This is a genomic window from Aequoribacter fuscus, assembly GCF_009910365.1.
Taxonomy (GTDB): domain Bacteria; phylum Pseudomonadota; class Gammaproteobacteria; order Pseudomonadales; family Halieaceae; genus Aequoribacter; species Aequoribacter fuscus.
This window is the reverse complement of record NZ_CP036423.1, coordinates 317,426-341,664: the sequence shown is the minus strand read 5'-3', so window position 1 is coordinate 341,664 and position 24,239 is coordinate 317,426. Positions and strand designations below refer to the sequence as shown.

17 protein-coding genes are annotated in these 24,239 nt (G+C 53.1%); 10 read left to right on the top strand and 7 right to left on the bottom strand.

The genetic code is table 11. The features are described from left to right. The first annotated feature begins 2 nt into the window (after nt 1-2). A complete protein-coding gene (locus EYZ66_RS01480) occupies nt 3-1,220 on the top strand; it encodes an acyl-CoA dehydrogenase family protein (RefSeq protein ID WP_160195565.1) in 1,218 nt (405 codons plus the stop codon). A 20-nt stretch (nt 1,221-1,240) separates the two neighbouring features. Here the strand turns inward: EYZ66_RS01480 and EYZ66_RS01475 are convergent, their stop codons facing one another. The 4 genes from EYZ66_RS01475 to EYZ66_RS01460 all read right to left on the bottom strand — a co-directional run bounded on the left by EYZ66_RS01475 (nt 1,241) and on the right by EYZ66_RS01460 (nt 6,926). Then, on the bottom strand, nt 1,241-2,650 hold the full coding sequence (locus EYZ66_RS01475; protein WP_009575865.1) for a mannitol dehydrogenase family protein: 1,410 nt from the start codon (nt 2,648-2,650) through the stop codon (nt 1,241-1,243). 2 nt (nt 2,651-2,652) lie between these two features. Then, on the bottom strand, nt 2,653-3,843 hold the full coding sequence (uxuA, locus tag EYZ66_RS01470) for a mannonate dehydratase (RefSeq protein WP_009575866.1): 1,191 nt from the start codon (nt 3,841-3,843) through the stop codon (nt 2,653-2,655). 89 nt (nt 3,844-3,932) lie between these two features. After that, nucleotides 3,933-4,637, bottom strand: coding sequence for a FadR/GntR family transcriptional regulator (locus tag EYZ66_RS01465; RefSeq protein ID WP_050793412.1), 705 nt, complete (start codon nt 4,635-4,637; stop codon nt 3,933-3,935). Nucleotides 4,638-4,967: 330 nt separating this feature from the next. Then, entirely contained in the window at nt 4,968-6,926 is a 1,959-nt protein-coding gene (locus tag EYZ66_RS01460; protein ID WP_009575868.1) for a ribonuclease R family protein, read from the bottom strand. Nucleotides 6,927-7,088: 162 nt separating this feature from the next. On the opposite strand from EYZ66_RS01460, the gene EYZ66_RS01455 reads away from it, so the two are divergent. Next, nucleotides 7,089-8,525: a PhoH family protein gene (locus EYZ66_RS01455; protein WP_009575869.1), complete on the top strand. Its 1,437-nt coding sequence runs from the start codon at nt 7,089-7,091 to the stop codon at nt 8,523-8,525. 21 nt (nt 8,526-8,546) lie between these two features. On the opposite strand, the gene EYZ66_RS01450 is transcribed toward EYZ66_RS01455, so the two are convergent. After that, complete coding sequence (locus EYZ66_RS01450) at nt 8,547-8,942, bottom strand: nuclear transport factor 2 family protein (protein WP_139042576.1); 396 nt, start codon at nt 8,940-8,942, stop codon at nt 8,547-8,549. A 27-nt stretch (nt 8,943-8,969) separates the two neighbouring features. Then, nucleotides 8,970-9,728: a glucosaminidase domain-containing protein gene (locus EYZ66_RS01445; protein ID WP_009575871.1), complete on the bottom strand. Its 759-nt coding sequence runs from the start codon at nt 9,726-9,728 to the stop codon at nt 8,970-8,972. 129 nt (nt 9,729-9,857) lie between these two features. Here EYZ66_RS01445 and EYZ66_RS01440 point away from each other — a divergent pair, with 129 nt between their 5' ends. The 3 genes from EYZ66_RS01440 (at nt 9,858) to EYZ66_RS01430 (ending at nt 14,199) form a co-directional block, all read left to right on the top strand. Beyond that, complete coding sequence (locus EYZ66_RS01440) at nt 9,858-10,175, top strand: MBL fold metallo-hydrolase (RefSeq protein ID WP_160195564.1); 318 nt, start codon at nt 9,858-9,860, stop codon at nt 10,173-10,175. A gap of 44 nt (nt 10,176-10,219) precedes the next feature. Next, nucleotides 10,220-13,240, top strand: coding sequence for a Tn3 family transposase (locus EYZ66_RS01435; protein WP_008293723.1), 3,021 nt, complete (start codon nt 10,220-10,222; stop codon nt 13,238-13,240). A gap of 194 nt (nt 13,241-13,434) precedes the next feature. After that, nucleotides 13,435-14,199, top strand: coding sequence for an FCD domain-containing protein (locus tag EYZ66_RS01430; RefSeq protein ID WP_009576012.1), 765 nt, complete (start codon nt 13,435-13,437; stop codon nt 14,197-14,199). Between the two features lie 20 nt (nt 14,200-14,219). On the opposite strand, the gene EYZ66_RS01425 is transcribed toward EYZ66_RS01430, so the two are convergent. After that, nucleotides 14,220-15,158, bottom strand: coding sequence for a LysR substrate-binding domain-containing protein (locus EYZ66_RS01425; protein ID WP_009576011.1), 939 nt, complete (start codon nt 15,156-15,158; stop codon nt 14,220-14,222). A gap of 180 nt (nt 15,159-15,338) precedes the next feature. On the opposite strand from EYZ66_RS01425, the gene EYZ66_RS01420 reads away from it, so the two are divergent. The 5 genes from EYZ66_RS01420 (at nt 15,339) to EYZ66_RS01400 (ending at nt 24,226) form a co-directional block, all read left to right on the top strand. Beyond that, nucleotides 15,339-17,726 carry a pyruvate formate lyase family protein gene (locus tag EYZ66_RS01420; protein WP_160195563.1) on the top strand — a complete coding sequence of 796 codons (2,388 nt, stop codon included), beginning with the start codon at nt 15,339-15,341 and terminating at the stop codon, nt 17,724-17,726. After that, nucleotides 17,716-18,690, top strand: coding sequence for a glycyl-radical enzyme activating protein (locus tag EYZ66_RS01415; RefSeq protein ID WP_160195560.1), 975 nt, complete (start codon nt 17,716-17,718; stop codon nt 18,688-18,690). The genes EYZ66_RS01420 and EYZ66_RS01415 overlap by 11 nt, the downstream gene beginning before the upstream one ends. Before the next feature lie 86 nt (nt 18,691-18,776). Beyond that, complete coding sequence (exaC, locus tag EYZ66_RS01410; protein ID WP_116369214.1) at nt 18,777-20,297, top strand: acetaldehyde dehydrogenase ExaC; 1,521 nt, start codon at nt 18,777-18,779, stop codon at nt 20,295-20,297. Between the two features lie 169 nt (nt 20,298-20,466). After that, nucleotides 20,467-22,398 carry an acetate--CoA ligase gene (gene acs / locus EYZ66_RS01405; protein ID WP_009575565.1) on the top strand — a complete coding sequence of 644 codons (1,932 nt, stop codon included), beginning with the start codon at nt 20,467-20,469 and terminating at the stop codon, nt 22,396-22,398. 136 nt (nt 22,399-22,534) lie between these two features. Further along, on the top strand, nt 22,535-24,226 hold the full coding sequence (locus tag EYZ66_RS01400; protein WP_050793400.1) for a class I adenylate-forming enzyme family protein: 1,692 nt from the start codon (nt 22,535-22,537) through the stop codon (nt 24,224-24,226). Nucleotides 24,227-24,239 lie beyond the last annotated feature (13 nt).

The following is a 24,239-nucleotide window of genomic DNA, read 5'->3' as shown; positions in this document are numbered from 1 at the left end:
TCATGTACCAGTTCAGCGAACAATCCCAGGCATTTCAGACCCAATTACTGCAGTTTATGGACCAGTATATCTATCCGAATGAGACCACTTTCGAACATCAACTCGCCACTGCAGACAACCGCTTCGCACCGGTGCCCATCGTTGAAGAACTGAAGCAAAAAGCCAAAGAACAGGGCCTGTGGAATCTGTTTGTCCCGCCCTCACATGGCGAATACACCGACTTTGGTGGACTGAGCAACTTCGATTACGCACCATTGGCTGAGATGATGGGACGAGTCGCATGGAGTGCTGAAGTTTTCAACTGTAACGCACCCGACACCGGCAATATGGAAGTGTTCATGAAATATGGCACCAAAACGCAACGGGATCGTTGGCTGACGCCTTTACTTGCAGGCGAGATACGCTCTGCCTACGCCATGACCGAACCTCAGGTGGCGTCAAGTGACGCCACTAACGTCGAACTCTCTATCGAGGTAGACGGGGATGAGTGGGTACTCAATGGGCGCAAGTGGTTTATTACCGGCGCGATGTACGAAAAGACCGAAATTTTTATCGTGATGGGAAAATCCGACCCAAACAATCCATCGCGCCACCTGCAACAGTCTCAGGTATTGGTCCCCAAAGGCACGCCTGGCCTCCATATTATCCGACCACTGACAACTTTGGGTTACGACGACGCCCCCCACGGTCACGCTGAACTTCGCTTCGAAAACTGCCGCGTACCCAAAGACAACATTCTTCTTGGAGAAGGACGAGGCTTTGAGATCTCACAAGGGCGCCTAGGCCCCGGGCGCATGCACCACTGCATGCGTTTAATCGGTGCAGCTCAACGCGCGCTCGAGATTACCTGCCAACGCGTAACGCAGCGGAAAACTTTCGGCAAACAGCTTGCCGAGCATCAATCAGTTCGAGAAGACATTGCGGATTGTTTTATTGACATCGAGACATCGCGATTGCTGGTGCTCAAAGCCTGTCACAAAATGGACCAAGTCGGCGCCAAAGATGCGCGCGATATGATAGCCGCCGCTAAAGTGGGCGTGCCACGCACTATTCAAAACGTATTGGATAAATGCATGCAAATGCATGGTGCCGGCGGTTTGACCGCCGATTACTTTTTAGCCGATGCGTTCAATTATGCCCGCTGGTGCCGCCAAGCAGACGGCCCGGATCAAGTCCACCAGATGGCCTTAGGTAAACAACTGATCAAACAGTGGGGCTAAAAAGCGAAGCTGACGTGACGCTAAGGCGTCGCGTCAACGAATAGTTTTTTAAGCGCTTCCGTCGTCGCGCAATCACTGACACGCGCAAGGCTCCCAACCAGCTGAGCGATAAAGCGATCATCGTCACGGCAGGCTAGCGGCACCAAGCCATCCAATGCCATGAGCTTAGCGACATAAGCGCTGGGCTCATCGTCGACGCATTGCGTCAAACTGACCGCCAAAGGGTCATTAATCGGGTAAGACGCGCCCTCTACACCCGTTCCGCGCAGATGTGCCATCCAACACGCGAGAGCCAGGGCCGCAATCGGTGAATCCAAGCCTTGCTGTCTGCGATCAATGACGCCGCGCAACCACCGCTGTGGCACTTTTTGCGAGCCATCCATCGCGATCTGAGCTAACTGGTGGTGCAAACTATTGTTCGCAAAGCGCTTAAGTAGAGCGCAGCAATAATCGTCCAGATCGACAGCAACCCTAACCGTAACGCGGGCTTCGCCAAAGTAGGCTAGCACCAGGGCACGCAAGGCTGGGTCGTTGATCGCCTGGTCGACTGTAAAGTGTCCAAGCAAGAGTCCCGCGTACGCTAAGAGCGAGTGTGCTCCGTTAAGCAGACGTAACTTCATCGTCTCATAGGGTTCAACATCGTCAACCATAGTGACGCCATCGAGCTCCCAATCAGGACGACCATTGCCAAAATTGTCTTCGACAACCCATTGCGAAAATTGCTCGGTCACGACAACAAGTGGATCTTGCCTACCAACCCAGCGCACGGATTTCGCAATAGCCTCGTCTGTCACCGCGGGCACGATGCGGTCGACCATGCTCGACGGAAAACTCATGGCCTGAATACTGTCTACCAGCTCTGGATAGTGCCGCTGTGCCAACAAACACACGGCGGTCTGAATACGCCTGCCATTGTGTGGCAGGTTATCGCAAGATAACACAGTGAAGGGAGCAAGCCCTTGAGCCACTCGCGTGTGTATGGCGGTCAGCAGTAATCCAGGGACCGATTTAGGCGCGTCCAGGCTCTGCCAGTCAGCAGCAATCGCCGGATCCTCTTGGTTCAAGGCCTCACCATTCGACAATAATCCATAACCCTTTTCGGTGACCGTTAATGTCACTAGGCGTGTTGCGGGGTCGATTAATCGCTGCACCAAAACAGACTTATCGCTTCCCGCAAACAGGGTATCGCTTATAACCCGCACGTTCGTCAGCGTCGCCGTATCTTCCGACTCGTAAGCCACAACCGGATAGCAGTGATCGGCGCTGTGAAGCGCATCGACAATCGCCTGATTGGAGCGAATATTGGCGGCGCAAAGTTGCCACGAGTCATCGCCCGTTCGATCGAAGTACGACTGCAAATACACCGCTTGATGAGCGCGGTGAAAAGCGCCCAAACCAATATGCACAATCGCGGGCACTGTTCTAGACATTGTTAGACCGCGATTTTCTTCAAAGTAGACAGGGTATGAATGACACCTCGCAGCTCTGCCAGACCACGCATGCGTCCAGCATAAGAATAGCCGGGGCGGGTCGTATTGGCCTGCTGGTCGACATCCATGGTATGCCCGTGATCAGGGCGCATTGGGATCGGTAGCCAGTTTTCTGATTGTGCACGACGAGCGTTTTCTTCATCGAGCAGCGCATCGACTATACCCACAATATCGTTGTCACCGTCCAAGTGCTCTGACTCCATAAACGAGCCGTCCGCTTCTTTCTTAATGTTGCGCAGATGCACAAAGTAAATCCGATCAGAGAAAGCCCTTACCAAACTGACCAAATCCGCATCTGCCCGCGCACCAAAGCTGCCAGCACACATCGTAATACCGTTTGCACGACTTTGGAGGTGCTCGGTCAACCTACGCGCGTCGTCAGCGGTAGACATCACGCGCGGTAGACCAAATAACGAAAACGGTGGATCATCGGGGTGAATCGCCATAACCACGCCAGCCTCTTCCGCAACGGGGATAACCTCATCAAGAAAAGCAAACAAGTGCCCGCGGTAGGTCTCATCATCAAATTCTGCAAAACGTTCTATCGCGGCTTTTACACCCGCACGATCATACGAGCCCTCGCCGCCGGGTAGCCCTGCGATGATATTGGTCTCTAGCGCTTGCACATCTTGCTCGGTCATTTGCGTAAAGCGTGTCCCTGCCTTCGCTAAGACCTCAGCAGTGTAAGAAGTTTCGGCGCCCGAACGCTCCAGCACATAACGATCATAGGCCGCAAAATCAGTCATCTCAAATTTTAGCGCGACGCTACCATTGGGCAGTTTGTACGAGAGACTCGTTCGAGTCCAATCGACCACGGGCATAAAGTTGTAGCACACCGTGCGCACGCCGGCCTTGCCCAAATTACGCAGCGATTCTTTGTAGTTTTCGATCATGCGCTCATAATCGGCGGTGCGTGATTTGATATTGTTGTGAACGGGTACCGATTCCACAACCGACCAGGTGAGCCCTGCCTCTTCAATAATCGTCTTGCGTTCGAGAATGTCGACAAGAGGCCAAGCTTCGCCTGTGGGGATATGATCCAAGGCAGATACGATACCGGTTGCACCGGCTTGCCGGATTTGACTGAGCGTCACTGGATCAGAGGGACCAAACCATCGCCACGTTTCTAACATCGCCTATTCCTTGCCATAGCACGAATTTGTATTGCTGAGCATTATCGGTCAAGTGGCCTGACCAATCAAGTCGTTTTGTGAAATTTTGTTTAAGCGCCGTCTGAGCCCAGCTCGCCGTCGACAATTTGAGACAACACTCGACCCAAGTGTGAATGCATTGCCGAACGTGCTGCGTCAGCATCACGACGCCGAATGGCCTCATAGATTTGGCGGTGATCTTCAACCGAGGGCTGGATACCACTTTGGCGCTGCTGCTCATGAAAAAACATGCTCATGGCCGTTGTCGTGCGCCACTCCCACAGCCGCTCGATCATAGCGATCATCGCGCTGTTTTTGGTCGCCATTGCAATTAAGGTGTGAAACGCCTCGTCGGCATCCTCGTGCGCATCGGAGGCTTCGTTTTCTGCCGCCATATCGTCTAGGGCACCAGCAATGAGGGCTAAATCAGTATCATTTGCCCGCTGAGCGGCAAGCGCTGCAGCCTCGCCTTCTATAAAATAACGTGCTTCGATAAGTTCGAGTGGGCCTGGCGCATCATCCGGCATAGACTTGTCGTTTAGCTCCGGTCTTTTTACATAAACTCCTGAACCCGAGCGAATCTCAACAAGATCGGCAATTTCGAGAGCAATCATCGCCTCGCGGATAGTGGGACGACTTACCCCAAACAGCGATGCCAGATCTCGCTCGGAGGGTAAGCGCTCACCCTCTTTGATCTCTCCATTACGAACCTTTTCTGCTAACTGATCGGCAACTCGAAGGTACAAACGTTCTTGCTTAATCGACTGTATTTTCATAGAGCTATTCACTGTTCATTTGCTCCAATCATACCCGAAAACTCCCCCATCAATAAGCTTCCTCGCTTCAGACCCAGTAGAATTTCTGCTTTGTATTGCGTGCTAGCTGATGGGCTTGGCTTAAAATCCTTGCATCTACATTTCGCGCAAATCACCTCGACGATAATCTAGGCGCTGACACCTCATACCACCCGACCGAGGCGGTCATGTGGCCTTACCAAAGAAAGACTAACGTAGAGGTGGTGCAAGTGCAAATAGTTTGGGGAACACAAAAAGGTGAAAAACCGCTACGAGAGCGGCTTTAAACTGAAGATCCTGTAACAGACCGAATTAGCCAGCCGTTTTCAAGCCGCAATCCGGCACCAGCTCAAAGTTGATCACCCGAGTTTTAGGGTCAAAGCCAACACAGTACACCGCGACTTCTTGGGCCAACTGAAAGCGCCGCGTCGTTGAAGTCAGACTGGCCGTCCATTTATCAAAGCTGAACTTTTCAGGATCCTTGCGCAAATCGACAAACCCCTCAAGGCCTGAATCAGTTAAGCGCGCAATAAAGCCACTGCTACTGATTTGCGCCACGACCGCGCCCAAGGGAACCTGTCGCTTAAATCCAGTCAGCTTTTTCAGGTAATTGGCCGCGAGCCACCGTTCTGCGTAGATGCAGGCATCTCGCGCAGTTTGAATGCTCTGACTCAAGCCATCCAGCACGCCCTGTTCGATGCCCGTATCCACTTGGTCTCGCAACAAAGCTTTTAACTGTCGATGAACCAACAAATCGGCGTACTTGCGTAAAGGCGATGTGCAATTAGTGTAAGCCGGCAGAGCCATACCCATGTGGGCACCACCCGCCGTCGTAAGGCTAGCGCGCGTCAGCAAACGGTTGACCATTTGACGTAGAGGCAGTTCATGCTCACTGCTGGCGAGCGTTGCCATTATCTGGCGGTATCCCGTAACAGTCGTTGGGTCAACCTCCAGAAGCTCAGGCGCAAACCGCTCGAAAAACTGCTTGGCCTCGTCCAATCGATCGGCTCTGAAACCGCTATGAGCGACAAAAGGACCACTGCTTTGTTGCTCTAGCATGAAACGCGCAGCACAGCGATTGGCTACGACCATGCATTCTTCAACAAGCTTTTGCGAAGTTAGCTTTTCATTGGGCTCGATCGATTCGATCTGCTTCTGATCATTTAACACCCAGCGGAACTCTTGGCGATCTTCCATGACCAGCTCGTTTACAGAGCGACGCTCACGCAATACTCGATACAACTGGTATAAGGCTTCAACGGCAGAAGTGTGCATCACGGGGTCTTCGTTATTACCCGACAGGTAGCGATCTACCGCGTAGTAGCTTAACTTGCCGTGCGACTTGATAATCGCCTCGATGAACTTAAATTGGGTAATTTCACCGTCGTTGTTGATATCCGCCTTTAATACCAGCGCGGGGCGCGGCTCGCCCTCAACTAATGCGCACGTTTGCTGTGCCAATAGTTCAGGCATCATTGGGATGACATCACCGTGAAAATACACCGAGGTCGCGCGCGCACAAATAGCCTGGTCAAGCCTAGACCCAGGCTTAATATAATCTGCCGGGTCAGCAATAGCGACGTAAAGAGTCCAACCATCAGCAGTAGTTTCAGCGTACAAGGCGTCGTCAATATCCTGCGTTTTGGCGGCATCGATCGAGACAAAACCTAAAGCGGTTAAATCGACACGACCTTCAAGAATGATACCCGCTTCAACCGCTGCCTCAACGTCTTTTTGTAAAGCTGGAGACCACTCGTCAGCCAAACCAAAGCTTGCTACGGCGTATTGATTTTCGATGCCGGGTGTCGAATGATTACCCAACACTCGCAAAATTTTAGCTTGCGGTTTACCGTCTTTAATGGGGTGACGCAACATGGCGCATCGCACGTGATCGCCGGCCTTGGCGCCATTACGGGCGTGAGGCGGAACAAACAACCAGCGTGTGAGAGTGCCGAAATCGGGTTGCACGAAAAATGCTTTCCCTTTGGTCACGCAAGTCCCAACGAATTCGCCCATAGGACTTTCGATGAGCTTTTCAATGTCGGCGACAGGCTTGCCTTCTCGGCCCGGATGAACGCACACGCGCGCGCGGTCACCTGGTAGTACTTTAAGCATTTCATCGGGCGGAACAAAGATTTCACGCCCATCATCCAGTACGGCAAAACCGTAGCGAGATTGAGTGCCTTTGATGGTTGCATCAACTCGCTCTTTTTCCGCCTCCATCTGCGATTTTAGGCCTTTAAGGCTGGCCAACGCATCTTTATCTAGCATGGAGAGCTTTTCACAAAAAAGAAAAAGCATAACGGAAAAACACCGGTCTGTCAGTGATTATACGAGGCTTTAACGCAAATTAACGAAAGCATGATTTTATTGTTGACAGCGCGTATAAGCCCACCGAGACTGAAACGGAATCTTCTTGAAAAGGAACGCTGCATGTCGGTATCGCCCAAGCTTCGAGTTGAACCCACCCCCTTGACCTCTTCACCCAAAAAAACCTACGTCCTAGACACCAACGTCCTGCTTCATGACCCCAACGCCATTACGGCTTTTAATGAACACCATGTCGTCATTCCCATGACCGTTTTGGAAGAACTCGACGACATTAAGGATCGACGCGATAAAACAGTCAGTCGAGAGGCACGAATTGCCATCAACCTCATCGAGAAAATTGTCGAGGGCGCCACGCCGGCTGAGCTACAAGCCGGTGTTGAAATTCCGGGATCGTCGGTGTCAGACCCCCTGGGCAATCTATCGGTTTATGCCGATCAGATTATTGACGATGACAGCGACGTACCATTTTTAAGTGTTAAAGAAGCACACAGTAACGACAACCGAATCATCAATGTCGCCCTGCGCCTTCAAGCAGCCGCAGAAGACAGCTTTGTTTGCTTAGTAACCAAAGATATCAACATGCGCATCAAAGCCAAAGGCTCGGGGCTTTTACACGTGGAAGATTACCGCCGCGATAAAGTTCTCGACGACATTGACTTACTGGCGCGGGGCTGGACAAGAATCACAGGTGACTTTTGGTCGGGTGTAGCTGAAGTCGAGACCCTACGTGAGGGCGATACCACGCTGTATCGAGTGCCTCGGGAGGTATTACCAGAGGCCTACCCCAATCAATTCATTTACGACGATCAAGAGTTCATTGCCTGTGTAAAGCGCATGGACAGCGAGCACCTCTACCTGAGAGTCGAAGATCGTCATCATTTAATGAACCGCCAATTTTGGGGACTGACTCCGCGCAACCTGGAGCAAGCCATGGCCATGGCTTTGCTGGACGACAGCAACATCGACATGACAGTCCTCACGGGACCCGCAGGCTCAGGCAAAACCCTAATTGCGCTGGCCTACGGCCTGCATGCCATTCTTGAAGGCGGCAAATACAGCAAACTCATTGTCGCCCGATCGACGCCGCCCATCGCCGAGGACATTGGCTTTTTACCCGGGACAGAAGAAGAGAAAATGGCACCTTGGCTTGCCGCATTTGACGACAATCTCGAGATTCTGCACGGTGCAGACGAATCCACCAGCGGTTCGATCGACTACGTCAAAGAGCGCGCCAATATTCAGTTTAAGTCTTTAAACTTTATGCGCGGACGCTCGTTCAATAATGCTTATATCATCATCGACGAAGCACAGGGACTCACCCAGTTTCAGTTAAAATCGATAATTTCGAGGGTTGGATCCGATTCGAAAATTGTCGTGCTTGGCAACCTTGCTCAAATCGACAATAAATACATATCGCCACTCAGCTCGGGACTGACCTACCTGGTCGAAAAAAGTAAGGCCTACGCCCATGCCGGTATTATGACCATAGGCGGGATTGTGCGTTCGCGCCTAGCCGCTTTTGCTGAAGAGCAGCTGTAGGAACGCCCAGGCCAGGACGGCTTAACCCGCCTTGGCCATACTCTCTAGCATTGCGGCCATTTGATTGCGCACCACATCGATGGCTTTGAGTGGGCGCACCATCACTTTAAAGTCGGTGATCTTGCCATCGTCATTCCAATGGATAATGTCCACACCGTTTACATGAATCCCTTCGAGCTCAAGCTTAAACTCAAGCATTGCATCATGTGGCCCAATGATTTCACGCACATAAGTAAACGACTCGTTCATTAATACGTGAAAGGCAGCCGATAAGTACGCGTGCGTAATCGCACGCCCCTCTTGGGGTGAATGCACGACCGGCGAGTGAAACACCACCTCGTCGGCCAACATCTCGTGTAAACCTTCGCTGGTATGATTTTTGGCAAGTGCATGCCAACGATCGACAACCTGACTCATGTTCATCCTTATATTCTTGTTGGGTCTTTAACAACGATGATCCATTTCCGTGTGCGAGCAAGCTGAGGCTACATCATCAAAACGATCCAACTTATTAAACCGAATCATGGACTGGATCTCTTTGACATACTCTTCACCACGCGTCGAATAACGAATCAACCCTTCAGCCAACTCTGCACCTTCCGGGCTACTCAATCGCTTGCGCTCTTGCTCTCGAATAAGGCGCAACTCGCGGTAGGCGTCTCCGGTATTTAGGTTATGTACGTATGCTTTTACCGAGTCCCGATACGTCGAGAACGAGCGCACCTCATAAGTCTGCCCCGCAGGACGGCCTTTGGGCACCATGCCACAACCCGGCGTGAAACACCATTGACCAAACAAAGCTTTGCCCTGAGTCGCGAAACGAGATCGCCCCCAGTTGCTCTCGTTGGCCGCTTGTGCCAGCAACAAACTGACGGGCAGGACATCAACGCGGCGCAACAGTGTTTGCTTATCACTCGGATCCACATCGTAGCGCTCTGCCAGTCGGTTCAAGAAACGCCGATCCCACCAACCTATACTGTCTTTTGATTCTGCGATATCCAAAAGCCGGCTTCGATCTTCTAGAATGCTCGTGTTTACCCTCGCAGCGATCGGCTGAAGATAATCAAAAAACGCTGTTTTACGAGCTTGCACACTCTCGATAGCTGCAAAATCGGGCGGAGCGTGCTCGCCTGCAAAGCAACTAGTCAACGAACTGAACAGCAAACCGGCTAGCCAAAAATGGCGCTTAAATACGGGACTCATAATGACTTCATTTTTGTGTTTTCTTGGATTCTAACCTGCGGTAGCGCGCAACCCGACTATTTTTTGCGGGAATTTTGACCTTCGCACTGAGAAAACATAGTCTTGTTGCCATTGCGATTGGCCCCGGAGATGACACAAACCATGGATACGCAGCGCTACACCGACCACATTTTTTGCATTGACACCGACTACGCTGCACCTGGTATCGCTTGCGCGTACATCATACAAGATGGGGAGGAATGCGCCCTTATCGAAACCGGCACCGGCCCTGCCCTATCCGCCATGATGGAACGCATTAGCGATTTAGGGCTGTCTCTCGACCAATTCAGCGCCGTTATCCCGACCCATGCGCACCTAGATGGGGTCCTAGGGATTTTGCCTCCAAATATTGCAAAAACCGCCGGAGGCCCCGCCATCCGTGGGCTGCAGGGGGCTATTAGTTTCTAATGCGCTGAGAAATTCGGTATCTTCTTCGACCTTTAGGTCAAAGAATGAGCAGAAACAAGCGGCTATCAATCCTCACTGCTGCCGAGGTCGAGGATCTATATGGCGTCCCATCCTTCAATGAGTCATACCAGCGATTCTACTTTATGCTGAATGACAAAGAACTAGCGGAGATATCGAGAATAAGGCAACGCAAATATCGTTGTGTGGCGATTGCTTTGCTGGGCTACTTCAAATGCAAACCGGTCCTGCTTAACCCAAGGTACAAATCAATGCAGGACGACTTGGTATTCATAGCCCGATTTCACTATAGGGACCTTACCTTCAGGCGTTTTAGCCTGAAACCTGACCAAAAATCCCGTATCTATGCGCGTGTTCTATCGATCGTCGGCGTCAGCAACTGGAACGATAAAAGACATCAGCCACAGCTTGTCGAGCACTTGTGTACCTGTGCTGAAAGCTGGGTGGAGCCCCGAGCAGTCTTTGACGCTGCAATCGAATATTTGGCTCGCCAGAAAATCGCAATTCCCGCCTATAGTACGCTGCAGAAGATCGTCAGTCAGGTTATTGGCCAGCACCAGAAACGATTGCATGACCAGATCGACGCCGCTTGCAGCCAAGGTCTATCAACTATGTTGCTCACACTGGTTTCCGGTGAAGGCCAGTTTACATTCCAGCAACTACGCCAGAGCGCCCGCAATTTTACCGGCACCGAGTTGCAAAAAGAAATAGCCGTGTATCACCATATTCAGCCGTGGATGACGGATGTGACGACTGTACTCGAGTCACTTTCTCTCTCTCAGAAAAACCAGCAACACTATGCCGAACGGGTTGACTACTACGGAGCCAAACTTAAACGTCAATCGCTTGCTAACCAGCGCCTGTACTTGCTGTGCTATCTGCAGTCGCGGCACCAGCAGGGCCTGGAACGTATTGCGGAAGGGTTCATACATCACCTCCGGCAAGTGAAACAACGTGCGCATCAAATGGCCCAAGAACGGGTCTATCGGGATTGGCAAAAGGCAGCTCGCAATGTGAGCAAAGCTGCTGATATCTTACACCTGTTCGTTGATGACAGCATCGATCCTGATACGTCGTTTCAAGCTGTACAGCAACGGGCGTTCCAGTTTCTCAATGTCAGCGACCTGAACTCAGTCTGCCGATACCTGAGTAATCAGAAACAGTCGGCGGAGGAGGCATTTTGGCAGCACCTGGATACGGAGTCCACATTGCGAGCCGGACTGTTGCGTTCGCTCTTTTGCTGTCTGCGTTTTGACGGTACCGACAAAACGCGGCGGTTAGCCGGGGCCCTGGCCCAAGCTCGGTTGGATTTGGTCGCCGGTAATAGGCTCGGCGATGTCAGCATTGATCAGCGTTTACTACCGAAAGCCACACGGCCATTGCTGTCGAAACCCGATGGCAGTATAGACAAATCCAAGTATGAATGGTTTTTGTATCTGCAGATACCCAACCGCTTAAACGGCCAGTTGACGCTGCCGGAAGTCATTCGATATCGGGCGTTAGAGGATGATCTCGTGAAGCCAGAGATCTGGAAAAACCAGAAGGGGTCCTTGGTGGAGGGCACTCAGCAACCCAATATCAGCGAGGATCCGAAACGTCTGATTCCACGCATGGCGGATGAGCTGACTCTTCGGTTGCACGAAGTCAGCCACTATTTGGAGCGTTCAGATACCAGGGACGTAATTTTGCGACCGAAAGACGGCAAACATCACTGGCGGCTGCCTACAGCCAGCAAGAAGCACCTAGTGAATAACCCGTTCTTCCAGCAAATGAAAGCGGTCAGCATCGCCGATGTATTGCGCGTAGTGGATCGGGATACCGGGTTCATTGACGACTTCCAACATGTGCTGGGCTTGAGCTCGAAAAGCCGTCAGTACGAAGTGGATCTGCTGGCGATACTGATTGCCAATGCCACTAATCAGGGCATCTATGGCATCGCGCAGATTTCTGACTGCACCTATGAACAACTCAGCACTATCCAAGCGAACTACCTTCGGTTGGAAACCCTGAATGCGTCCAATGACCGCATCAACAACGCCACTACACGACTGAGTATCTTCAAGCACTACAACATTCAGGAAGATATTCTGCACGCCAGTGCCGATGGTCAGAAGTTCGAAGCCAAACGCGAGACATTCCGCACGCGGTACTCCTCAAAATACTTCGGGACCAGCAAAGGCGTGTCCGCGGTCAGTCTGAATGCCAATCATATGGCCATCAATGCCCGGGTAATCGGGGCCAATGAGCATGAATCCCATTACATCTTTGACCTGTTGATGAACAACAGTACTGAGATAGTCCCCGACATGCTCTCAACTGACACTCATGGAGTAAACCATGTGAACTTTGCCCTGCTCGACCTGTTCGGATATCGGTTCGCACCTCGATATGCCCAGGTCGGCAGGGTCATCAATGAACTATTCAACATCACCGAAGACAAGAACCAGCAAGTGCATATATCGTTGCGCAAGCCGATCAACACGCAGCGTATCATGGCTCACTGGGACACCATCCAGCGGATTGCCGTCTCTTTGGCTCAGCGCAAGACCAGTCAGGCCAGGTTAGTGCGTAAACTATCCGGTTACAAGCACAATCACCCATTACTGGAGGCATTGACCGAATATAACCGGCTGCTGAAAGCCCAATATCTGCTGAACTACATTGACGACGCCAGCCTTAGAAATCACGTTCAGCGAGCGTTGAACCGGGGTGAAGCCTATCACCAGCTGAGACGGGCGATTAGCCACGTCAATGGCGACCGATTCCGGGGTAATAGCGATGAGGAGATCCAGATCTGGAACGAAAGTGCCAGACTGGTGGCAAATGCCATCATCTACTTCAACTCAAAAGTGCTCAGTAATCTGCTGGACAGCTTTGAGGATCAAGGCAATGCAATGTCTCTGGAAACAGTAAAGCGGGCCTCACCTGTAGCCTGGGAGAATATCAACCTCCGGGGTAGATACACATTCGCACCGACAGGTGAATTGCCAAAACTTGAGGATTTAATGGAATCGATTGATGGCTACCGGCCGACAATCGATAAGTAATGGGCCTCCAGAAACCACAGCTGGCGCGGCCTGCAGCGGTTTTTGCAATATTTGGAGGCAAAATCCCTAGGACCCCATAGACAACCCTTAATTCCTGTGGTAATACCAGTTTGTGTTTCCATTTATTTTCTTTAGAGCTCTATTTGAATGAATACGTCTATAGTTTCTCATTATGTAAAAACTGGTAATACCAGATGATTAGCGCTAACGACCCGTTCTATCAGGATGTGGCCAGGCAGTTGGAAGCCTTGATTCTAGACAGAACATTGCTCCCGGGGAGCAAAATCCCTTCCGAGCGCCAGTTGGCCCAAAGACTCTCTGTATCGCGGCCGGTAGTGCGTGAAGCGCTGAAGGAGTTAAGAGGCAGGGGAATTATCGAGACTCAACGTGGCCGGGGATCCTTTGTATCAGAAATGTTACCGGCAGCGTCCGATCAGTCGCCGCTTCGGCACCTATTTCGAGACCACTCAAGGGCCGTATACGATCTCCTTGAGGTCCGAGAGTTACTGGAGGGACAATCCGCCTTCTACGCTGCTTTACGCCTGACGCCGGCTGATCGCTATCGTATTTCCAAGGCCTATGAAGCAATGGACCATTCGACCTCGGGTGAGATTGACGTGAACATCGAAGCAAAGCTGGATCACAACTTTCATCAAGCGATATCAGAAGCAACCCACAATCCCTTCCTGGCATACACGTTGCGTAGTTTGTCCCAACTGCTATTAGATTCTGTTATCACATCAGTAAATAATCTCTATCATCGGCCAGAACAGCGAATGATGTTGAGTGCACAACATCACTCTATCTTTGTGGCCATTATGGACCAGAAGCCAGATGAAGCACGTGCCGCAGCAGTTCTCCACATTCAGGAAATTCGAAAGAGCCTGCAAGCCATTGAAATGGAAAATCAACGGCTGGAGCGCGCTGGAAAGTGGGAACTAATAAGGGAAAAACAATAGCTTGCAGATTCAGTGTAATCTTAGTTCCTCTGACCTCGAATACTATTTTGGTGTTCAGCAAGCTCGTTGATAAACCATTGATGAAATGGATCTTTAGACCGACTCTTATGCCAGTACAGACGAAACTCAAACCCTATATTGTTGAAAGGCGGATCGAAACGCTGCAGTTCCCCCGATTCAACAAGCGGTAAAACTAGTCGGGTAGACAGCGTGGCAATAAGGTCTGTTGTCGCGACGATCTCAGGAATAGCGAGCGAACTGGCCACCCTGAGACCAATATTCCTTGTAGGCAAGTCACCTCCGACGATGTACTCAACGGGAGTTACTTCTCCAGCTGTTTGACCAGCAGAAAAGCTGGGGCGTGGGACCAGCGACACATGCGGAAGCGACGTGTATTGCTCCAGGGAGAGACTTCCCTTGATGCTCGGGTGACTCTTGGCACAAATAACTGACAGGGTTTCGTCCGCAAAATGAGCCGAATCAAACTCATCGGATAAGACTGGCCCATACTCCAATGCATAGTTCAAACGCCCATCCTTCAAACGCCCAGCAATGTCCGGAATATGGTCAGGATGGAACCGAATCCTAAGGTTTGGAGCCACCGGAAGCAGTATCCCTAGCACATCAGGAGCGAAAACATACTCCGCTGCAATATCCATGGAGATATCCAACGTCCTATCTGATACTTCTGGACTAAAGGTTTGATCGTCGAACGTATGGCTGAGTGACTCCAGAACAGGTGCTATAGCCTCATGCAGCTCCACTGCGCGCTGGGTTGGCTTCAGCCCCCGTCTTGTCCTGACAAATAGATCATCCCTGAAGCTGATTCGGAGACGTTTCAATGCATTACTAACTGCAGGCTGGCTCATACACAACCGTTCCGCCGCCCTGGAAAGCTGCTGCTCCTGCATCAATGCATCAAATATGGGCAAGAGATTCAAATCCTGGTTTCGAAGCACCGACCACCTCTTATTCAAATAACTGATAATACTCTTATATATTATCTATTTGAATTAATATCAACTCCTTGTACTCTTCATAGTATGTGCTTCGTTTAAGACGGGGCGACATGTAAAGCAACCGTAGCTTCAAAAACAATATTAAACTTTTGAGTCAAGCGCTGAGACGCGAGGTGAAATATGAATGCAATTACTAATGTCGTTGGTCAGTCACTGGAAGATGGTGCTCGAGTCGCTCGCCTGAAGAAAGCTGTCGACGAGGCTACCTACGGTGGCTGCATCGAGCGCGCAGTGCTTTGGTCAGAGTATTACATGGATGAGGCCAACGATGGGAAATCTACGGCCGTTCAGATAGCTGAAGCGACACGCCACGTCCTGGCCAACAAAACGGTGAAAATCTATCCTGACGAGCTGATTGTTGGCAACTTCACCGCCAAACGGGTCGCCGGCATCTGTTATCCGGAGTTGGGCGGTCTGGGCATAATGATTGGTGTCGACAAACTACCCACCCGCAAGGTCAATCCTCTCGAGATCAGCGAAGACGAGCAGGCAAAACTCCAGTCATATATTCCGTTCTGGATGGACAAGAATATGGCTTATCTTGCCTTTGACGGGCAGGAAGAGCAGATGCGCTTTGTTAAGGAGCAGAGTGAAGCACTGCAGTACCAATTGTATGAGGCTGGTGGTATTGCTCACCTGGCACCCGGCTACGAGAAAGTGATCAAACTGGGTGCCGAGGGCATCATCGCCGAGGTGGAGGCCTTCGAGGCACAAACCAACGATCCCTCCAAGCTGGACTTCTACCAGTCTGTGAAAATCTCAATGAATGCGCTGGCAGAGTTTGGTGACCGCTATGCGACCGAGGCGCGTAGGCTGGCAGAGGCTGAAGCGGACCCTCAGCGGAAACTTGATCTAGAGCGGATTGCGGAGGTCTGCGCTCGCGTACCACGTTATGGCGCAACCAGTTTCTATGAAGCGGTCCAATCAATGACCCTCACCCACATCGCCATTTTCCAGGAGACAATAGGTGAAACCACCTGTCCGGGCCGCGTGGACCAATTCCTGAATTCCTACTATGAAGAGGATTTGGCGGCTGGACGTATTTCAAGACAAGAGGCGAAAGATATTCTGGGAGCTTTCTGCGTAAAGGTATGCGAAACCATCCCCATGTACTCCGACGAGCTGACCAGCATGCTCGGTGGATTGACCAGCTGGGAGGTAGTGACCATCGGTGGTCAGGACTCCGAGGGCAACGATGCGACCAATGAACTGAGTTTCATTTTGTTGGAGCTCGCCGATGAGTTGCGCATGCGCCAGCCCAACTTCCACGTCCGTCTCCACGAGAACACACCCAAGGCATTCTACGATGAGGTCATCCGGGTGAACTTCGGCCCGGGTTCGGCGCCCGCCATGTATAACGACGAGACCATCATCGAGTCCATGATGAATGTCGGTTATTCCCTGGAGGATGCCAGGGACTATGTCGCCATCGGCTGTGTTGAGCCCACGGCGCCGGGCAAGACCCTGGGTTCCACCGACGCCGGGATGTACAACATGGCCCTGGCCCTGGAAATGGCGCTCAACGAGGGGTGCCAGTTTGGTTCTGACCGACAGATCGGTGTCAAGACACCCCCGGTCTCCAGCATGAAGAGCATGGATGACGTATTGGACGCCTACAAGGTGCAGGTGAAGCATCAGCTGGGCAAGCTGCACGCGGATTTGCAGAAGTGTGAACAGTTCAACGCCGAGTACCACCCCACCCCTCTTACCAGCGCTACACTCGAAGGCTGCCTGGAGCAGGGCGTTTGCTCTACACAGGGTGGCGCGAAGTACAATTTCTCCGGTATCCAGGGCACCGGCATGGCGGTCGTGGCCGATTCCCTGGGGGCCATTGAGAGTGCTGTGTTCGAGGACAAGTGGCTCACCCTTGAGGAGCTGGTCGCTCACCTGAAAGACAATCTCTCGGATGAGGTTGTGCGGACCAGGCTGGAAGGCATCGATAAATTTGGCAACGATATTCCCAAGGCGGATGCCTGGATGAAGTGGGTCGGGGATCACTACTCCGATTCCATTCACGCCCTGGGCAAGAATACCCGCGGTGGCCAGTACCTGGCGGGCGTGTACTCCAACACTTCCCACACCCACTTCGGCGGGCTGATCAATGCCACACCAAATGGCCGTCGTGCCGGCGAGACCTTCGCCTCGGGTTTTGCGCCGGAAAACGGTGCAGACAAGCGTGGCTCCACCGCCTTGATCAATTCGATGAACCGGATCGATTTCAAGAAGTTTGCCAATGGCATCAACTTCAATATCAAGCTGGATGCCTCCAGTTACGAGTGTGACGATGGTAAGAGTGCACTGGGTAGCATGTACAAGGTGTACTTCAAACGGCACGGTATGCAGGTGCAGGCCAATATGCTGGATCCGAAAATCCTGATTGAGGCACGGGACAACCCGGAGTTGCACCCCAACCTGCTGATTCGGGTATCTGGCTACTCGGCGTACTTCAACGATCTATCACCTGAAATGCAGGATGAGGTGATATCCCGGAGCAGTAATGGGGCCTGATGCAAGCCTGATTGATGCGATAGCAGTTACCGAGCCAAGGAAGGCTTCGCTGTACTTCGACATCAAGAGAAACACCCTGGACGACGGGCCGGGTATTCGCAGCGTGGTGTTCTTCAAGGGCTGCCCGCTGTCTTGTACCTGGTGCCAGAATCCGGAAAGCATCAACACCGGTTACGAACTCTCCTATGATGCAGAGAAGTGCATCAGCTGTCACGACTGTGCTGACGCCTGCCCCGAGCAGGCGATCGACCTGAGTTCGCCCGACAAAATCATCCGCGACAAATGCACCCAGTGCTTCAAGTGCGTTGATGTCTGCCCATCCGGTGCTCTGGAGCGCTGTGGCAATGACATCGACATGGATCATCTGGTGGAGAAGGTGCTTGAAGACGAGGCCTTCTTCGAGGCCTCCGGCGGCGGGGTTACTGTCTCCGGCGGCGAGGCGCTGATGCAGATGGATTCGGTCGGCGAACTGTTCTCGCGGCTGAAGCAGCGGAATGTTCACACGCTGATCCAGACAGCGGGCCTATTCAATTACAAGGTATTTGAAAATCTGGTATTGCCCTACACCGACACCATCTACTTTGATCTCAAGTTGATGGACAGCGATGCGCACAAGCAGTACTGCGGCGTTCCCAACCATTCTATTCATGAGAACTTCAGGAAGGTCCAGGCCCTGGCACGGGATTCGGTGATCGAGGTTCTGCCGCGGGTCCCGTTGGTGCCCTTTATCACCGACACGGATGAAAACCTCAGTGCCATTGCTGACTTTATGCTCGAGAACGGCGTAAAGAACATGCAGATCTTGCCGTACAACCCGATTTGGCTCGACAAGCTGCCACGCTTCGGCAGTGTCCAGCGTCTGGACTTCGGTGAAGGGACAGGCAAGTTCATGCCGGACGCGGAGCTTGACCGCTGTACGGAGATTTTTGAGTCCAGAGGTATTCACGTCCATTGTCACAGGTGATGTATCAGCTCAGACAGCCGGCGCCTTCTTGATTTCGCTTTACCTATAACCCATAATCAATCTGTCCATCACATGAGGAAAATAAAATGACGTATGCACAACCCGGCCAGGAAGGATCTGTAGTTTCCTTCAAATCGCGCTATGACAATTTCATCGGCGGCGAATGGGTAGCGCCCGCTGACGGCCGTTACTTCGAAAATGTGACTCCGGTAACCGGCCAGGTGTACTGTGAGGTGGCCCGTTCCTCGGCGGCGGATATTGAGAAGGCCCTTGATGCGGCGCATGCAGCGCGAGCAAGTTGGGGTGCCACCTCGGTAGCCGACCGGTCCAACCTGCTGCTGAAGATCGCTGACCGCGTCGAGCAGAATCTTGAAATGCTGGCGGTTGCGGAGACCTGGGAGAATGGTAAAGCCGTACGCGAGACCCTGAATGCTGACCTGCCCCTGTTTGTAGACCACTTCCGCTATTTTGCGGGCTGCATCAGGGCCCAGGAAGGCAGCGCCGCTGAACTGGATGCGACAACGGCCAGCTATCACTTCCACGAGCCCTACGGCGTGGTGGGCCAGATCATTCCCTGGAACTTCCCCCTGCTGATGGCCGCCTGGAAACTGGCGCCGGCGCTGGCCGCGGGTAACTGCGTGGTCATGAAGCCCGCCGAGCAGACCCCGGTGACCATTCTCCTGGTGATGGAGCTGATACAGGACATTCTGCCCGCTGGCGTGGTTAATATCGTCAACGGCTTCGGGGCGGAAGCGGGGGCGGCACTCTCGCAAAGTACACGCATTGCCAAGCTGGCCTTCACCGGCTCGACGGCGGTGGGTAATGAGATTCTCAAGTGCGCGGCGAACAACCTCATTCCTTCAACGGTTGAGCTGGGTGGTAAGTCACCGAATATCTACTTTGAGGATGTTCTGGACTATGAAGATGACTACCTTAACAAGTGTGCGGAGGGTCTGCTGCTGGGCTTCTTCAACCAGGGTGAAGTGTGTACCTGTCCCTCCCGTGCACTGATCCAGGAATCCATCTATGACCGTTTCCTTGATATCGTGGTTGAGCGTTCAAAGACCATTAAGCAGGGCAATCCGCTGGATCCTGAGACACAGGTTGGTGCGCAGGCCTCCAAGGAACAGTTTGACAAGATCATGAGCTACATGGAGATCGGTCGGCAGGAAGGTGCACAGATTCTGATCGGCGGTGATAGTGCCAACCTGTCCGGTGATCTGTCCGGCGGTTACTACGTGCAGCCGACCCTGATGGCGGGCAAGAACGACATGCGCATTTTCCAGGAGGAGATCTTTGGGCCGACGCTGGGTGTGACCTCTTTCAAGGACGAGGCCGAAGCACTGGCCATCGCCAACGATACTGACTATGGCCTGGGTGCCGGCGTCTGGACCCGCGACATGAATCGCGCCTACCGCATGGGACGGGGCATTCAGGCGGGTCGCGTGTGGACCAACTGCTACCACGCCTATCCTGCGCACGCGGCCTTTGGCGGATACAAGAAGTCGGGTATTGGCCGTGAAACCCACAAGATGATGCTTGACCATTACCAGCAGACCAAGAACCTGCTGGTGAGCTACAGCATCGACCCGCTGGGTTTCTTCTGAGTCCAAACTACTGCCTTAATGGTCTTAATGCCCCTTGGTAATCACCTTGGGGCATTTCTAATGCCAGAAAATTTAGTCTCAACCATTCTCGCCGTGCCAGCTTGAATTTAACCCCGACTTGGTCACGTGTTGAATGGCTCAGTGACCTATCCTTACTACAGGAGTTGGAATGTCCGAGTTTCAGACACACCCAGTACCAGCGAATTTCAAAGACGCGCACATCAACGCCGAGAAGTACCAGGCCATGTACAAGCGCTCCATCGAGGATCCCGAGGGCTTCTTTGGCGAGATGGCCAGTGAGTTCCTGAGTTGGGACCAGCCCTGGGACAGCGTGGTCAACTACGATTTCGTGAAGGGCGAGGCTGCCTGGTTCTCAGGCGGCAAGCTCAATGTCAGCTACAACTGTATCGACCGTCACCTGCCGGAGCGCGCCGACCAGACCGCGCTGATCTGGGAGGGGGATGATCCCGCCGACAGCAAGCACATCACCTATGGCGAGCTGAAGGAACAGGTCTGTAAGCTGGCTAACGTGTTGAAGGCGCGCGGCGTACAGAAAGGCGACCGGGTCTGCATCTACATGCCGATGATTCCCGAGGCGGCCTACGCCATGCTCGCCTGTACCCGCATCGGCGCGGTTCACTCCATTGTGTTCGGCGGCTTCTCGCCCGAAGCGCTGAAGGATCGTATCCTCGATTCCGACTGCCAGACCGTGATCACTGCCGACGAGGGCGTGCGCGGTGGACGCTCGGTACCGCTCAAGGTCAACGCCGACAAGGCGCTGCAGTCCTGCCCCAATGTACACACCTGCCTGGTGGTAGAGCGCACCGGCAATGACGTCAACTGGGTGGAAGGCCGCGACCAGTGGTACCACGAGTTGATGGCTGGCGCCGACGCCGATTGCGCGCCGGAGCCCATGGACTCCGAAGACCCGCTGTTCATCCTCTATACTTCCGGCTCCACCGGCAAGCCCAAGGGCGTGCTGCACACCACCGGCGGCTACCTGCTGCAGGCGGCCATGACCTTCAAGTACGTGTTCGACTATCGCGAGGGCGAGGTCTATTGGTGCACCGCCGATGTGGGCTGGGTGACCGGCCACACCTACATCGTCTACGGCCCCCTGGCCAACGGCGCCATCTCCCTGATGTTCGAGGGCGTCCCCACCTACCCCGATGCCGGCCGCTGCTGGGAAGTGGTGGACAAGCACCAGGTCAACACTTTCTACACTGCCCCCACGGCGATCCGCGCCCTGATGGCGGTGGGCGATGAGCCGGTTACCCGCTCCTCCCGTTCCAGCCTGCGCCTGCTTGGCACCGTGGGTGAGCCTATCAACCCGGAGGCCTGGGAGTGGTACCACCGCGTGGTCGGCGACGAGCGTTGCCCCATCATCGATACCTGGTGGCAGACCGAGACCGGCGCCCACATGATCACCCCGCTGCCCGGGGCTGTAGACCTCAAGCCCGGTTCCGCCACCTTCCCCTTCTTCGGTGTGGAGCTGGCCCTGCTGAACGAAGACGGCTCCGAGGTTGAAGGCGCCGGTTCCGGCTACCTGGTGGTGAAGTCCTCCTGGCCCAGCCAGATCCGCAGTGTCTATGGCGATCACCAGCGCATGATAGACACCTACTTCAGCAACTATGCCGGCTACTACTTCACCGGTGACGGCGCCACCCGCGACGAGGACGGCTACTACTGGATCACCGGCCGTGTGGACGACGTGCTCAACGTATCCGGCCACCGCATGGGCACCGCCGAGGTGGAGAGCGCCCTGGTACTGCACGACAAGATCGCAGAGGCCGCCGTGGTCGGCTTCCCCCACGATATCAAGGGCCAGGGTATCTACGCCTATGTCACCCCGATGGCAGGCGTGGAGCCGGACGACGACTTGCGCGCGGAGTTGATCCAGCTGTGTGTGAAGGAAATCGGCCCCATCGCCAAGCCCGACATTATCCAGTGGGCCCCGGGCCTGCCCAAGACGCGCTCCGGCAAGATCATGCGTCGCATCCTGCGCAAGATCGCCGAGAACGAGCTGGACAGCCTGGGCGATACCAGCACCCTGGCGGATCCCTCTGTGGTGGATCACCTTGTCGCCAACAAGTTATCTTAATTCTCAAAATGCAGGTGATTCTCGATAAGTGATCAGATATATCAACAATTTGGCATTAATGTCATGTATCGATTAGCCCAGTTCTTGATACCAATAGTCCTGACAATAATATGGCAGTGGATGGGCTACAAGGACGATGAATCGACACGACGTGGTGGGAATGGTGACCTCCGAGAAGGCGCCTTGGGAGCTCCAAGAAGTTGAAGTCAAGGGCGCCACGCAAAAGTGGTTTGTAAACGGCCCTCAGTCTCTCCGTCAGCTCTATGAGGACAATCTCAGCGATGAGCCGTTCTATGCCTATGAAGACGAATGCTATACCTTTCAAGAAGTCTATCGAATGGCCGCAAGCCTGGCTCAGCAACTGCAGAGTCGATATGGCGTGAAACATGGGGACCGCGTTGCTATAGCGATGCGCAACTACCCGGAATGGCCCATTGCCCTTGAAGCCATAACGTCCATTGGCGCTATCGCGGTAGCAATTAATGCCTGGTGGCAGCCGGAAGAAATCGACTATGCGTTTAAGCTCACGGGCGTTACCGTGGTCATAGCGGACCAGGAGCGGATAGAACGTATCTCCCACATCGCTCCGGAGTCTACTCCCCATATCATCGCCGTACGTGCAGCCCCGTCAGACTCGACCACTCCAATAGACACACTGACAAGCTCCAACGACCCTATGCCATCGGTAGGTATTCACCCGGACGACGATGCGGTAATACTGTTTACATCCGGTTCAACTGGCCACCCCAAGGGATCCGTATCTACTCACCGCAACATTCTCGCGGCGCTACTTTCGTGGGAGGTCGACTTCGTCACTCATTTCATAATGGAGAACGGCGAATTTGATCAGGAGAAAATAGGAAGCGCAGCAAAATCTCAGAGCACCGCCTTACTGGCAATGCCGTTGTTCCACGTGGATGGACTGCACGCAGTGTTGCTATCTGCCTTCCGCACGCAAAGGAAGATCGTCTCCATGTACAAATGGGATGCGGCCACCGCTGCAGATATCATCGATAACGAAGGCATATCGACCTTTGTTGGGACACCAGCGATGACCGGTGATTTAGTTGAGTATGCAAAACGATCACACAGAAATTTAGAAAGTCTACGCTCAACAGGTGGCGGAGGATCCGCGCGTGCTACGTCCCAGGTGAAGGACATTGGACAATCGCTAAAAAATGCCGCGCCCTTTACTGGCTGGGGAATGACCGAAACCAATTCGATTGGTACCGGTATTTACGGGGCGGACTACCTAAAAAATCCCAACTCGTCTGGCATGTGCTCTGCAGTACTGGAAGTTTCAACGATTGATGAACAGGGCAGCTTTTTGCCTCCTGGGGATCGAGGTGAACTCGTTGTCCGGGGCACCTCTGTAATTCACGGATATTGGAATCAGCCCCAGGCCAACAAAGAGTCATTTGTCGGAGAGTGGTTCCGAACTGGTGATGTAGCCTATATCAATGACGGGCATCTTTATGTGGTCGACCGCATTAAGCAACTCATTATTCGGGGTGGTGAGAACATTGGCTGTGGCGAGGTAGAAGACGCCTTGCTGGATCATCCTGACGTGATAGAAGCCAGCGTTTATGGTGTGCCTGATGAACGTCTAGGAGAAACCGTTGCCGCGACACTTTACATAAGCGCGGATGCAAAAAATGTCGCAATTTCTGACTATCTGCAATCGAAGCTAGCCAAATTCAAAGTGCCTGAGTACTTGAAACTGTGTACAGAGCAATTGCCCAGAATAGCATCCGGCAAGATCGACAAGCGTCGTCTACGCCAAGAGCACATAGGCGATCTGGGTCTGCCTTTTGACAGCCATCAATGAGCAGAACTATCAA